Source organism: Streptomyces sp. NPDC096311 (genome assembly GCF_044763085.1).
In the GTDB taxonomy this organism is placed as follows: Bacteria; Actinomycetota; Actinomycetes; order Streptomycetales; family Streptomycetaceae; genus Streptomyces.
In genome coordinates, this window is sequence record NZ_JBIWFN010000015.1 from 1 (window position 1) to 13,430 (window position 13,430).

Sequence of the window (13,430 nt, forward strand, 5' to 3'; positions counted from 1 at the left end):
GAACGACAGCGGCCCCACCGCGGTCGTACCCCCGCGCTCCTGACTGCGGGACACCGTCTCGTCCGCACTCGCCACCGCGAAATACGGCGTCCACGTGGCCATCCTCGCCCCGATGCCGGACATCGCCGAGACGCCGGCGACCGGCACCCCGTTGGCCCGGGCGAACCGGTAGTCCCTGCCCAGCCTGCCCGTGTGCCACTCCCAGCCCAGCACGGCGTGGTAGAACTCCTGCGCGGCCCGCAGATCGCGTGTGGCCAGGCTGACCCAGCAGGGCGCTCCGAACACCGAGTGGCTGGAGACAACCGCGCGGTCGAGTGTTCCGTCGCTCTTCATCGCTGTACCGTCCTGACCTCACTGGCCGGCAGCGGCTGGAGACGAGCACTCCCGGATGTCGGTGGCGTACGGCACGCGACCGGCACCCGCCCAGCCCGGGGAGGCCTTCCGCACCGGAAGGCCTCCGACGGCTCAGGAGTACCCGCGAATCCGCTGTCTCATCAGCTCCAGCATCCCCCGCCTCGGCCTCCTACGCACCATACAGCGACATAAACAGGCATAAACGGATCTATCCCAGGGGTCGCTCGAAGGTCAGGAGCAGCCCCTCCACCGCGCCGGGACCTATGCGGCCCTTGACGTCGGCGGACGTGATCGCCTTGAGCGCCCAGCCGTCCCCGGCGTGCTTGTTCAGAACCTTCTCCAGCTTGTCGCTGTCCAGCGCGTCGCCGATGAGCGACTCCCGGAAGGTGACGACCTTGTACTCGTACGTGTAAGCGTTGCTCATGACTGCGGGGTTCTCCTGCGGTTCGAACGGTATGGCCGCGCCCACCCAATCACTGTTCGATGCCGTGGCACAGGGGAGGGGCCGGTCCGTACGGATACCTTTGGCGAAGCTTCATGAAGGGTCGGTCCGGGCATGGGGTAGGACCGGCCGGGCGGAGGGAACTCATGGACAAGGCACCGGGCAACGGCCACATACGCGCGACCGAAAAGCCTTCCGGAGGCACGGCCGCCGGCGAAGGGGACGCGGACGGCTTCGCCGGGCTGCGGGTGCGCGACTTCGGCTACCTCGACGAGGGCGGCCACACCTACCTCGACCACACGGGCGCCGGGCTTCCGCCACGCTCGCTCGTCGCGGGGAGTGCCGAACGCATCACCAGCGGGTTATTCGGCAACCCGCACTCCGAGAGCCCGGCCTCCCGTGCCTCGGGAGTGCTGCTCGCGGAGGCCCGCCGCGCGGTGCTCCGGCACTTCGGCGCGGACCCCGCCGAGTACGCCGTGATCTTCACGCCCAACGCCACGGGCGCGCTGCGCCTGGTCGGCGAGGCGTATCCGTTCGCGCGCGGCAGCAGGCTGGTGATGTCGCTGGACAACCACAACTCGGTCAACGGTCTGCGCGAGTACGCGCGGGCCAGAGGCGCCGCGACGGCGTACGTCCCCGTGAGTGGGCCCGGGCTGCGGATCGACGAGGAACGGCTGTGGGACGCGCTCACCGCGCGCAGAGGCGGTCCCGGGCGTCAACTGAGCCGCCTGAGCCGCCTGAGCCGTCTGGGGCGGCGCGGTGGCGGGGGGCCGCGCGGGCTGCTGGCCTACCCGGCCCAGAGCAACTTCACCGGCGTCCAGCATCCGCTGGAGTGGATCGCGCGGGCGCAGGAGCAGGGCTACGACGTCCTGCTGGACGCGGCCGCCTTCGTGCCGACGAACCCGCTCGACCTCGGCCGGTTCCACCCGGACTTCACCGTGGTCAGCTGGTACAAGGTCTTCGGCCACCCCACCGGCATCGGCAGTCTGATCGCCCGCCGGGAGGCCCTCGCCAAGCTGCGCCGGCCCTGGTTCTCGGGTGGCACGATCTACGCGGTCAGCGCGCAGGCCCAGTGGCACGTCCTCGCCGACGACGAGGCGGCCTTCGAGGACGGCACGGTGAACTTCCTGTCCGTCCCGGACGTCACCGCCGGGCTGGAGTGGATCGACCGCGTCGGCATGGACCGGGTGCACGCCCACGTCACCGCCCTCACCGGCCAACTCCTTGCCGGGCTGGGCGCGTTGCGCCACAGCGACGGTTCCCCGATGGCCCGCGTGTACGGCCCTTCGGACGCCGGGGCGGCCCGTGGCGGCACGGTCGCGCTCAACCTGTTGGGTGCGGACGGCCGGATCGTCGACGAACGCGTCGTCACCCGGGACAGCGCCGCGCGCGGCATCTCCCTGCGGACCGGCTGCTTCTGCAACCCGGGTGCCGGCGAGGCGGCGTTCGCACTGCCGCTGCGCCGGCTGCGCTCGGCAGCGGGCAGGCAACTCGGTTCGATGGAGGAGTACTTGGACCTGCTGCGGCTGCCTTCGGCGGGTGCCGTCCGCATCTCCCTGGGTGTGTCGTCCCAACCCAGGGACATCGAGACGTTCCTGAAGTTCGTGACCCAGACCTACCGCGACCGGGTGCCGGGGGTGACGGGGCTGGCGGCTCGGGTGGGGTGCTGAGGGTCTGGCTGGGGTGACAGTCGTCGTGGACCTGGTCGCGCCCCGCGGACGCCGCTGCCGGGTCACCGAAACCGCCCGTGGCCGCCGGGCCCCGGCGCTCAGCGGCCCGCCCGGCTCCGTACCGCGCCGTCCCGGCACTTGCGCACCAGGACCGCCCACGTCGCCGCGAGGAACAGCACCGCGAACCCCGCGAGGATCAACCAGCCGCGGCTCGCCGGATGACCGAACGAGTCCCCGTACGAGTCCAGCAGCGGCGGTCCCAGGGGCGACGCGCCCGTGCGCCACAGCGACTCCAGGCCGACCCCGCTGCCCAGTGCCTCGAACGCCCACCGGTTGGTCATCGCCCAGCTGATCGCCTCCCCGGCACCGGTCATCCGCGGCACCGGCACGAACGCCCCCGAGAACAGCACCTGCGGGAAGCACAGCAGCGGCAGCATCAGCGTCGCCTGGCCCGGCTCCGTCACCGCGGCCGAGGCCAGCAGGCCCAGTGCGAGGGCCGCCGCCGAGGCCAGCACGCTCGACACGAACAGCGAACCGTACGTGCCCCATCCCGCCGCGGGCAGTCGGTCCAGCGCCCGCAGCACCACCAGCAGCAGTACGTCGGCGACCGCGAGCACCGGCAGCATGGTGGTCAGCTTCGACGCGACGTAGGGACCGATCCGCAGCCCCGCCAGCCATTCCCGGCGCAGCACGGGCAACTCCGTGCAGATCTGCAGCAGCCCGTACGTCAGGCCGAAGAAGAACGCGCCGAACGCGATCCAGAACATGATCATCGCGGTCGATCCGGGGTCGGGTGCCGCGCGATCGAAAGCGCCCGCCCGGAACAACACCGCGAACATCGCCACGATCATCACCGGCGAACCGGCAAGGACGGCGACGGAGAGCCGGTTGTGCAGGAGGAGCGCGGTGCCGCGACGGGTGAGCAGCGCCCATTGGCGCAGGGCACCGACACGCCGGACGGGAACCGGAGGTGACGGTGTGTCGGCTCGGCGTACGTCGTCCGGCGGCGCGGCGCGTTCGACGCGTACGCCCTGGGCCACCTCCTCGTACACCTCCTCCACCGTGCCCACCCCGAACGCCCCGCACAGCGAACCCGGTTCACCGGCGTACGCGACCTCGCCGTCGGGGGAGAGGAACACCACCTGGTCGCCGCGGAGCAGATCCGCGAGCGTGTGAGTGGTGAGGATGACGGTGGTGCCGTCCTCGGCCAGCGCGCGCAGGGTCCGCAGCAGGGCGGCACCGGTCACCGGGTCGAGCCCGGAGGTGGGCTCGTCGAGGAAGAGCACACGGGGGCGGGTGAGCAACTCGACGGCGATACTGGCCCGTTTGCGCTCCCCGCCGCTCAGCGCGCGCACGGGCGTCGCCGCCCGGGAGGAGAGACCGAGCGCCTCCAGGACCCGGTCCACGCCCGCCGCGACGGACTCGGGCGTCGTGCCCGGCTGCATGCGCAGACCCGCCGCGTACACCAGCGTCCGGCGCAGCGGCAGCTCGCGGTGGATGATGTCCTCCTGCGGCACGAACCCGAACTCCGGCCCCGGCGAGCCGGGTTGCGTCCCGTCGTGCAGGACCGTCCCCTCCGTCGGCGCGCGCAGCCCGGCGAGCGTCTGCAAGAGGATCGTCTTGCCCGCCCCGCTGCTCCCGGCGATCACGGTGAGCCGCCCGGGCGCGACGTCGAGGGACACGTCGTGCAGGACGTTCCCGGTGCCGTGTATGCGCTGTCCCACCGAACGTGCCTGTATGCGCAGGCCGTTGACCGAGGCGGCGGAGGTTTCGGTGGAACTGGACGGCTGTATGGGCGTCGGCATGGGTGCAGCATGCCAGGGGTGGCGCACCGCGCGGCCCCACCATACGCGCACGCCCCCGCAGGACGCGGCGTCGCGCGCGGCCTACCCCGGCGTCGCGAACCCCGGCGACCGGGCCGGCTCCGGGCGATGGACGCCGCGTGGCCGGTACGCGAGCCGGTCCGCCACACCCACCAGATCCGCGAGCAGCCATACGATCGCGAGCCACATCTCGGTGCCCTGGAGCCCCGGCTCGCGGCCCGGACCCCCTCCGCCCTCGCCCGCGGGACCGAAACCGAATCCGGCGCCGTCCCGCCACCGCCCCAGCGCACGCGTCAGCTGTTCCTCGGCCCACGCCCGCACCTCGGCCGTCCGATGCCCGCCGCGCCGTCCCGCGAGCCACAGGGGGTGGGCCACGTCCAGCACGTTGCAGGCGTTCTCGCGGCCGGCCGCGAACCAGCGCTGATCGCGGCCATGAGCCAGTACGGTGTCCACGACCCGCTCCGCGTACGGCACATCGAGCCCGAACTGGGCGTAGGAGCCCCGGGTGAGCCGGTAGTAACCGTTGACCAGCTGCAACCGGCCCGCGGCGGGCGACCCGGCGGTACCCCACATCCCCGTCCACGGGTCCACCCGTGTGGTGAGCCAGCCGAACAGCGCTTCCAGCGTCCCTGGCTCCCCGTCCTCGACGCCGAGCTCCAGATTGCGATGGGCGCCGGTCGCCCAGCAGTCCACCCACGCGCCGGCGGACCAGGTCCGCGTCCGCCACGGCAGTGACTTCAGCCGCGCGAGCAGCTGACTGACCGTCATGCGCCGTACCACGTGCACTGGTTGGGCGAGGCGGGAGCCCAGCAGGTCCAAGGCGTAGCCCACGGCCAGCACGTGGTACTCGGCGGTGCCGTCATCGATCCAGCCGTCGGCGGCCGGGTCGGGAAGCACCCCCGCACCGCCGTCCGGAGCGAACTCGGGCACCAGCCCACTGCCCGGATCCTGAAGGGCGCGCAGCCGCGCGGCGTGTTCGTCGGCGGCGAACTGCTCCGGAGGGGAGCCCAGCAGCAGGTCGGCGATCTCGACGGCGTCGCAGTGTGCTCGAACGGTCGCGTGAGTGCCCGGCCGGTCGGCGTAGCGGCCGGTGTCGGGGTTCCAGCACCGGGCGACGAGATCGGCGGCCTGCGCCCGGGCCCGGTCCGCGAACCGGACGACGGCGTCCCCCAAGTCGCCCGACGGGCGCCCCGGGCGGTTGCCTGACAGGCCGTCCGAGAGTCCGCCCGGTAGGTCGCCCGAGGCCGGTCGATCCCGTCGTGGTCCGCCCTGGGCGCGGCGATCGCGCAGGGGGCGGGCCGGGTTGCCCGCCGCGACCGTCCACGGCGCGAGATCCTTGGTGACGACCGCGCCCGCGCCCACGACGCAGTGGTCGCCGATCGTCACCCCGTCCAGTACGACGACGTGCGAGCCGATCCACACGTCGTCGCCGACGGTGATGCCCTTGCTGGTGAGGGGCTGCCGGTGCACCGGCCGGTCGGGGGCGAAGCCGTGGTTGAAGCCGAGCAGCGAACTGTGCGCGCCGATCCGGACCCCGTCGCCGAGGGTGATCCGGCCCCGGACCGTGGCGTACGGGTTGACCGTGCAGTCGTCGCCCGCGGTCACCTCACCGGTGACGTAGGCGTGCCCGGCGATGTAGGAGTCGGTGCCCAGGCGGAGTGTGTCGGTGAAGACGCCGGCGGCCGGAGAGACGTAACAACGCGGCCCGAGGCGCGCGCCTGCTTCCGCCAGCCGTCGCTGGTGCGCGTCCTGCGCGGCCCGCTGCCCGGCGGAGGCACGGCCGACGAAGTCCCAGGGGCAGTAGTCGAAGTAGGCGTCATCGAGAGCGGTTTCCGCGTTCATCGCACGGGAGTCTAGAGAGCGCTTGCTGTCCGGGCAACGACAGCCGATGTCGCCTCAGCGCGCTGCCGACTCCGCGCGACGCGGCTCTTCCGTGAGCTGCGGCTCTTGGGCGAGTTGCGGCTCCTGCGCGCGACGCGGCCGACGTCGGCGGGAATCGGCCCGGGCTGCGACCGCACACCCCGTGATGGTGTACCGCCGCAGCCCGGAACATTCCGTGGGACCCGCGTCGGAGCACACGCGGGCTCCCCCGTCCCCGCGGCGTGACGACCGGTCCGCACGTCGTGTCGTGATCCTGCAATCCCCGGCCATTCATGTCAACTGCTCTAGCCGAGTACGGCTATTGGGGTATCTTCCGCTCTGGCTGGCCGGGCCCGGCAGCGGCTAGAGTCTCGGAAGTCAACGTGCAGTTCACCCCGTCCGACACCAGGAGACCCGCCGGTGAGAGAAACGCGCCGAGCGCTCGCCGAGACCCTCAGGCGGATCGGCTCCCTCATCGGGGACGGGCAAAGCCGCGACGACGTGCTCGACGTGGAACAGCTCTCGAACGAAAGCGGCGTCCCGCGAGACGTCGTCCGGATGCTCCTGGACGGCGAGGAACCACCAGCCGAGGACATCACCGACCGGATCGTCCGCCGCATCGTCCACCTGCGCGAGACACGCCTGCGCCCCGACGGGACCCGTCACTCCTACGACGAGATCGCCGCCTCCTACGGGGCCTCCCGGGCATCCCTGTCGAACCTCGTCAACAGCCGCCGGAAGACACCCTCGTCGCGGATGCCTTCGCGGCAATCGCTCTCACAGCAGTTGCCCTCGGAACAGGTGTCCTGGCAACAGACGGGGGAGCGGCGCCCGGCCCGCTCCGGTGGCCCGTTGGCGTCCACCCAGGCCGGCATCGAGACGTTCTTCTTCGGCCAGCCCAACGGCTGGCTCTCCGCCGAACCGCAGGCCTCGCTCGACAACGCTCTCCAGTCCGTCCTGCGCGGCCTGGAGGGAGAGGCGGCCGATCCGATGGCTCGGCTGCGCAGTACGCACGGACTGAGGGAGTTGGCTGCGCGCGCCCCGCAATTGGCCGAAGAAGAACTTCAGTTGGTGACTGACTGGATCGACACCATCCTGCAGCGCAGAAACGCTCAGCGGATACGGGGTTCGGAATCGGACAGTGCGCACACCGAAGGGCACTGATCGTGGGGGCGCCCGGTCGTACGCAGGCACGTCGCCGCCCGGGGCGGGAAGCCCACGCCGCGCCGTCCGCCGGGCGCGGCCACCGGCAGGCGTCCTGCGCGCGGGCCGGAGCGCGTCCGGAACGCATCGGACGCGCCAGTCCCGGATGCGCGTGTATCCCGTTTGATCAGTATTTGATCCCCCGCAGCTTGCTGCACACCGCAGACCCTGGCGTGGCCGACAAGGCACCTTGTTTGGCATATTGACAGGCCGAGTTGGGCGTACCTTCGGCCGGGGGGTGCAGGCAGGGTGGGATCGGCGGGCGTCGTGCGACGGTGCCCCATGCTGAAGTAGTTCGCGGGGGAGAGCGGTGCGCACAGGCAGAGCCAAGGAGATGCGGAACCTGATCGGCCAGTTGGCCGACGGAGTGAGCCTGCCCGTACCCGCCGCTCCTGACGCGCTGTTCGACGCGCTCATCGCCGTGGTCGCCGGCATCAGGGGGCGTGAGGTCGTCCTGCTCAAAGAGGAGTTCCCGCACCGCACCGCCACGGGACTGTGGCTCGACATGCCGGACCACGACATCGTCCTCGTCGACAAGCGGGCAGCGCCCGTCCATCAACTGGCCATCCTCTGCCACGAGATCTGGCACATGATCAAGGGCGATTGCGGCCACCACGCCGCCGGGATCCCCGTCGCCGCACGCGTGCTGAGCGACCGGGCCGATGTGCAGCGGACGGTGAGGGCCGTGGCCGCGCGGACCGAGTTCCACGAACGGTCGGAGCAGGAAGCCGAGACCTTCGCCCTGCGGGCGGTGACGCAGCTGCGGATCTGGCTGGAAGGGGAACCGGACAGCCTCGCCACGGACCGGTCCCAGATCGCCGGCCGGATCGGCGCCTCACTGGGACACCGCCGGTCCCAGGTCTGAGCCGTGAACGCCTCGCGCTACTACATACCCGCGCTGGCCCTGTGGGCCGGCCTCGGAGTGAAACTGCCGGATCTGATCCGGACCTGGCGCGACCCCCTGGTCCGTTCGGTCTGCTGGGTGATCTTCCTCGGCGGCGCCGGATTCCTCTTCGCGGCCCCGCCCACCGTCGCCGCCGTGAACAGGGCGAGCGGCATTCCGAACCTCGCCGCCCCGCTGGACTACGTCATCGTCAGCGCCTACAGCGCCGCCTGCCTGCTGCTGATCCTTCACTGGCGCGGCGGGCCGGCCGACCACGTACGCCGCCTCGCCCGACGCTGGCAGATCGGCTACAGCGTGCTGATCACCTTGATCGTCGTCCTCTTCGTGGCCGGGGACGCCCCCGTCGAGCGCCGTACGGACCTCGACACCTACTACGCCACCACGCCCTGGATCGGGCAGATGATCGCGCTGTACCTGCTCGGTCACATCACCGCGGCGGTGGCCACCACGGCGCTGTGCTGGCGCTGGGCGCTGGAGGTGCGCGGATGGCTGCGGGCCGGACTGCGGCTCCTCGTGGCCGGATGGCTGCTGAACCTGTCCTTCAGCACCCTGAAGCTGACCGCGGTGGCGGCGCGGTGGGCCGGCGGGGACTGGGACGTGCTGAGCACCAGCCTGGCGCCCGGCACGGCGAGCCTGGCCGCCACCGTCGCCACCGTCGGCTTCACGGTGCCGCTGTTCGGGCCGCGGCTGGGCCTGCTCCGGCGCACCGTGGTGACCTGGCGGCGGCTCGGCCCGCTGTGGCACGAACTCGGCGGTGCCTCCCCCGGGAGTCCGCTCGCCGCTCCGATCCCCTGGTATTCGTCGTACGCCGTGCGGCTCACCCGGCGTGAGGCCGGCATTCAGGACGGACTGAACCTCCTTCGCCCGCATCTCGACGACCGGATCCGGGCCCGGGCGCAGTCAGCGGCTCGGTCGGCGGGACACGGCGACGAGGAAGCCTCCCGCATCGGCCTCGCCGCGATGATCGCCGCCGCCGTTCGGGTCCACCCCGACGGCGGGTCCGCCGAAACCGCCGTACTCGACCACTCCGCGGGCCTCATGGCGCGCGCCACCTTGATGGGCGTGGCGCATGCGTTGCGTACGTCCCCCATCGTCGCGGCGGCCCGCGCGGCCGCCGCGGCCCCCGCTGACGAAAGAACCCCGTCATGAGCCCGCACGGCGTGCCTCCGCGCAGGCCCGTCCCGCCACCGGACACGTCACGGTGGGCCACGGCGCCCTTTCCACCGTCCGATCGACCGGTTCCACGTACATCACCGGAAGGCAGGCAGGCCTAGTGGACAGCGGCATCGTCTTCTACATACCCGGCGTTCTTCTCCTGGTCGCCGCGGGACTGAAGCTGTCGGCGGGCACGGGCCTGTGGCGGGATTCCCTGGTCGCGCCGAGCAACGCGATCCTGCTGGTCGGCTCCGCCGTGTGTGTGCTGTCCGCTCCGCCCACGATCCGGTACGTCAACGACGCGACCGGCGTCGCGAACTTCAGCGCCCCGCTGGTGTACGCCGGCATGACGGCGCTCAGTGCGGGCTACCTCGTCCTCATGATCCGGTGGAAGGGCGGGCCCCCTGAGACGCAACAGCGCGCCGCCCGGCTCGTACGGGGCGTCTACGCACTGGTCATCGCGGGAATCTGGGTCCTGTTCGCCCTGGCCGAGGTCCCCGTGGAACGGACCCAGGACCTGGACACGTACTACGCCAACACGCCCTGCATGCGGGAAATGATCGTGCTGTACATGGTCGCGCACACGGCCGCCACCATCGCTCTCGCCGTCATGAGCGTGAGCTGGCTGCGCGAGGTGCGCGGCGTGACCCGCGTCGGTCTGATCCTGCTCATCGTCGGCCTGACGTTCGACGCGGGATACCAGATCGTCAAGTACATGGCGATGGCCGCCCGCTGGAACGGCGTGGACTGGGATTTCCTCTCCACCGACGTGTCCCCACCGCTCGTCATGCTCGCCGGCGTCACCACCGCCGCCGGCTTCGCCGTCCCCCGGGTCGGGCCGCCGGCGGTCGACAACCTGCGCGCGTGGAAGCGCTACCGGCTCCTGAAGCCCCTCTGGGCGGAGCTGCAGACGCTGCGCGCGCCGACCGAGGGGATCATCCGCTGGTGGGATCCGCCGGTCGTGCGCCTGGCGCGCCAGGAGATCGCCATCTGGGACGGCGTTCTGGCCTGCGCGCCCTGTCTCGATGACCAGGTGCGCGCGACCGCGTACACCGAGGCCGTGGCGTCGATCGCCGCCGATGGCGCCTCCGGAGTCCGATCACCGCACCAGGCCACGGTGGTGGCCGAGGCGGCCATGCTGGCCGCGGCCCGTGTACAGGTCCTCCAAGACGGTCGCGCGGAGGTACCGGCGAGAGCGGGAACCCTGGAGTCCATTTCCAGACCGCAGCGGATGGTTCTGCTGTCGCGCGCGCTGTCCTCGTCCCCGATCGTCGCCCAAGCGCGACGGCAGGCCGCCGCCCGTACGGCCGCCGGCCGTGACTGAGACTCCCGCTCCCCGCAACAGAAAAGAGTGCATCCTATGTCGTCGTCTGCCAGAACTGCCTCCCGCCGTACCGCGGTGGTCGTCGGAGGGGGCATGACGGGCATGCTCGCCGCGGCCGTGCTCGCCGACTTCGCAGACGTGCGGATCATCGAACGCGATGTGTTGCCCGACGGGCCACACCCCCGTAAGGGACTGCCGCAGGCCCGCCATGCCCACGTGCTCTGGTCCGGCGGCGTGAAGGCCCTCGATGACCTCCTGCCCGGCATCGTCGACCAACTCGTCGACCAAGGCGCCCACACACCGCGCATCATGGCCGACCTGGTGTCCAAGGCCCCCTCGGGGCAGTGGTTCCGCAGATTCACCCACGCGCGCCACACCAACCTCCTGTGCAGCCGTGACCTCCTCGACGCGGTGATCCGCACCAGGGTTCTGCGGGACCACCGCATCACCCTCCTCCAGGAGACCGAACTGCTCGCTCTGCTGGGCGACGGGGACCGGGTGACGGGCGTCCGTGTACGTGCGGATCAGTCCGAGACATCCCTCCCGGCCGACCTGGTGATCGACGCGAGCGGACGCGCCAGCCGTGCCGCCGTCTGGCTGCGGGAACTCGGACTCCCCGAGGTCCAGGAGCGTACGGTCGACGCCGGTATCGGCTACGCCAGCAGGATCTACCGCGCACCCGGCAGCGCCGCGGACGGCTTTCCCATCGTCAACGTCCAGGCCGATCCCCGGCGGATCCCCGGCCGGGGCGGTGTCATCGTGCCCATAGAGGGCGGCCGATGGGTCGTGACGCTCTGTGGATCCCGCGGCGGGCAGCCCAGCAGCGACAACGACGCGTTCGTGCCCTTCGCCCTGAGCCTGCCGCACCCCGTCATCGGTGAACTGCTCGCGAACGCCAAACCCGAGACCGACGTGATCACCACGCGTAGTACCGCCAACAAGCGGCGGTACTACGAGAGAGCCGCCCGCTGGCCCGAAGGATTCGCCGTGCTCGGCGACGCCGTCGCCGGCTACAACCCCGTCTACGGCCACGGGCTGAGCGCCGCCGCGCAGAGCGTGATCGCCCTGCGCCGCGTCCTGCGGCAACAGGACCTCGGCGCACCCGGTACCGCCCGGCGCGTCCAAAAGGCCGCGGCACGGCCGGTCGAGAATGCCTGGAGTCTGGCCGTGGGCCAGGACGTGTTCTACCCGGACGCCAGCGACCAGCCGCCCACCCGGCTCGAACGGACCCTCGCCGCCTTCGTCGACAAGGCCGTCGACGCCGGCTCCCGCAACCCCCACGCCCTGCGCATCCTCCTGGACGTGATGAGCATGGAAAAGTCACCCGCTCGACTGCTCATGCCCGACATGCTCGCGCTGGTCTACCTCGGCCGGAAGACGCCGCCCCTGGAAGGCCCGCCCCTGACACCGTACGAGCGCGAAGCCGCCTCGTGACGTGTCGGCCGCTTCCTGCGCGGGATGGCCCGCGCAGGCGACGACCGGCTCAAGGCGATGTCAGGAGCCGACGGCGAGCCATGGCATCGGGTCGGTGTACGTTCCGTCGACGAGTACCTCGAAGTGGAGGTGTGGGCCGGTCGACAGGCCGGTCGAGCCGACGAAACCGATCACCGTTCCGGAGTCGACGCTCTGGCCCGAGGTGACCTGAAGGGCCGACAGATGGTTGTACGTCGTCTCCAGCCGTTTCCCGCCGATGGTGCCGTGATCGATCACGATGCGGTTGCCGTAGGCCTTGGTCATCGCCGCGAACACGACCTGTCCCTGCCGTGCGGCGGATATCGGAGCCCCCTGGGCCGCCGCGAAGTCGACGCCCGTGTGCAGCTTGGTCACACCGGTGAGCGGGTGCTGGCGTGTGCCGAAGGGTGAGGTGACCACGAGAGAGGTGAGCGGCGGTGCCAGCACCGCCCTCGCCGTCCCGCTGCCGGAACTCCCGCTCTCCACCCGGTCGTACGTCTTGTAGCGCGGGAACAGCGCCTTGACCTCGGTGACGTAGGTCCGTGCCTTCGTGGGGACGTGCCCCGCCCGGGTCACCTCGTCCGTGCCCACCGTGTAGGCGGCGAGGGTGAGATCGAGGGGCTCGCCGGTGACCGTTCCATGGGTTTTGAGACGGGTGACCTTCTTGGCCAGAGCGCAGTCCTCGCGGGCGAGCGCCACGATGGCGTCCACCGGGTCGCGGGGCGAGGAGTGTTTGTTGCCGTCCTCGTCCTTGCCCCAGGTCCGCCACTGCGCGTCGGTGAACCCGGCGATCCCCGTCTCACCCGAGAGCGTGGCGAAGTCCGTGTCCCAGCTGGAGCGTTGTTCGATCTGGGCCGCGAGGACGGACGGCTTCAGGACCGTGCACGTCCTGGCCGCCGCACGCAGCCAAGGGACGTAGGCATCCTCGACGTGCTCGGCGACCGCGCCGTCCGCGACCACCGCGCTGTTCGTCCTCGGGTCCGGCGACAGAAGAGTGGTCAACCGGCCCGTCGCCGTCATGAACACGGCGACCCCCAACACGGCGGTCAGCCCTGGCAGGACCAGCAGCGTGAACGGTCCGGGGCGGCGTCTGCGCCGGGTGCGCGCGGCCCCGGGCTCGGGTGGCGACTCGGGGGTCCTGATACTCACCAGGGGACGCTAGCGTTTCGTCCGCCGGACTTCAGGAGGAGCAGAGGCAAGGTCACGTGCCCGTTCGGGCAGACCGCGACGGGCGACGAAACCC

The 13,430-nt window shown here is 71.4% G+C and carries 10 protein-coding genes and 1 pseudogene; 6 read left to right on the forward strand and 5 right to left on the reverse strand.

Annotation, left to right across the window (positions count from 1 at the left end):
- Together ACIRA5_RS33500 and ACIRA5_RS33505 are read right to left on the reverse strand one after the other, a co-directional pair.
- Positions 1 to 333: pseudogene (locus tag ACIRA5_RS33500) on the reverse strand (VOC family protein); the annotation flags it as partial.
- A 229-nt stretch (positions 334 to 562) separates the two neighbouring features.
- Positions 563 to 778, reverse strand: a complete 216-nt coding sequence (locus ACIRA5_RS33505; protein WP_060898994.1) for a DUF4177 domain-containing protein — start codon at positions 776 to 778, stop codon at positions 563 to 565.
- Positions 779 to 942: 164 nt separating this feature from the next.
- On the opposite strand from ACIRA5_RS33505, the gene ACIRA5_RS33510 reads away from it, so the two are divergent.
- The gene (locus ACIRA5_RS33510; protein WP_403697265.1) at positions 943 to 2,466 is read left to right on the forward strand and encodes an aminotransferase class V-fold PLP-dependent enzyme; all 1,524 of its coding nucleotides are present in this window, start codon (positions 943 to 945) and stop codon (positions 2,464 to 2,466) included.
- A gap of 98 nt (positions 2,467 to 2,564) precedes the next feature.
- Here the strand turns inward: ACIRA5_RS33510 and ACIRA5_RS33515 are convergent, their stop codons facing one another.
- Both ACIRA5_RS33515 and ACIRA5_RS33520 read right to left on the reverse strand, forming a co-directional pair.
- The gene (locus ACIRA5_RS33515; RefSeq protein ID WP_403697268.1) at positions 2,565 to 4,271 is read right to left on the reverse strand and encodes an ATP-binding cassette domain-containing protein; all 1,707 of its coding nucleotides are present in this window, start codon (positions 4,269 to 4,271) and stop codon (positions 2,565 to 2,567) included.
- 81 nt (positions 4,272 to 4,352) lie between these two features.
- Positions 4,353 to 6,131 carry an acyltransferase gene (locus ACIRA5_RS33520; RefSeq protein WP_403697271.1) on the reverse strand — a complete coding sequence of 593 codons (1,779 nt, stop codon included), beginning with the start codon at positions 6,129 to 6,131 and terminating at the stop codon, positions 4,353 to 4,355.
- 438 nt (positions 6,132 to 6,569) lie between these two features.
- Between ACIRA5_RS33520 and ACIRA5_RS33525 the strand changes: the two genes are divergently transcribed.
- From ACIRA5_RS33525 to ACIRA5_RS33545, 5 genes are all read left to right on the forward strand, one after another.
- Positions 6,570 to 7,313: a hypothetical protein gene (locus ACIRA5_RS33525; RefSeq protein ID WP_403697273.1), complete on the forward strand. Its 744-nt coding sequence runs from the start codon at positions 6,570 to 6,572 to the stop codon at positions 7,311 to 7,313.
- Positions 7,314 to 7,662: 349 nt separating this feature from the next.
- Positions 7,663 to 8,217, forward strand: coding sequence for a toxin-antitoxin system, toxin component (locus tag ACIRA5_RS33530; RefSeq protein ID WP_352050045.1), 555 nt, complete (start codon positions 7,663 to 7,665; stop codon positions 8,215 to 8,217).
- Between the two features lie 3 nt (positions 8,218 to 8,220).
- Entirely contained in the window at positions 8,221 to 9,405 is a 1,185-nt protein-coding gene (locus ACIRA5_RS33535) for an MAB_1171c family putative transporter (protein WP_403697275.1), read from the forward strand.
- A gap of 124 nt (positions 9,406 to 9,529) precedes the next feature.
- Positions 9,530 to 10,735, forward strand: a complete 1,206-nt coding sequence (locus ACIRA5_RS33540; protein ID WP_403697276.1) for a DUF6545 domain-containing protein — start codon at positions 9,530 to 9,532, stop codon at positions 10,733 to 10,735.
- Positions 10,736 to 10,771: 36 nt separating this feature from the next.
- A complete protein-coding gene (locus ACIRA5_RS33545) occupies positions 10,772 to 12,169 on the forward strand; it encodes an FAD-dependent oxidoreductase (RefSeq protein WP_403697279.1) in 1,398 nt (465 codons plus the stop codon).
- 60 nt (positions 12,170 to 12,229) lie between these two features.
- On the opposite strand, the gene ACIRA5_RS33550 is transcribed toward ACIRA5_RS33545, so the two are convergent.
- The gene (locus tag ACIRA5_RS33550) at positions 12,230 to 13,330 is read right to left on the reverse strand and encodes a M23 family metallopeptidase (RefSeq protein ID WP_403697738.1); all 1,101 of its coding nucleotides are present in this window, start codon (positions 13,328 to 13,330) and stop codon (positions 12,230 to 12,232) included.
- Between the last annotated feature and the right edge of the window lie 100 nt (positions 13,331 to 13,430).

Coding starts and splice junctions, on each gene's coding strand:
- ACIRA5_RS33505 (WP_060898994.1), bottom strand. CDS start 778: ATGAGCAACGCTTACACGTACGAGTACAAGGTCGTCACCTTCCGGGAG.
- ACIRA5_RS33510 (WP_403697265.1), top strand. CDS start 943: ATGGACAAGGCACCGGGCAACGGCCACATACGCGCGACCGAAAAGCCT.
- ACIRA5_RS33515 (WP_403697268.1), bottom strand. CDS start 4,271: ATGCCGACGCCCATACAGCCGTCCAGTTCCACCGAAACCTCCGCCGCC.
- ACIRA5_RS33520 (WP_403697271.1), bottom strand. CDS start 6,131: ATGAACGCGGAAACCGCTCTCGATGACGCCTACTTCGACTACTGCCCC.
- ACIRA5_RS33545 (WP_403697279.1), top strand. CDS start 10,772: ATGTCGTCGTCTGCCAGAACTGCCTCCCGCCGTACCGCGGTGGTCGTC.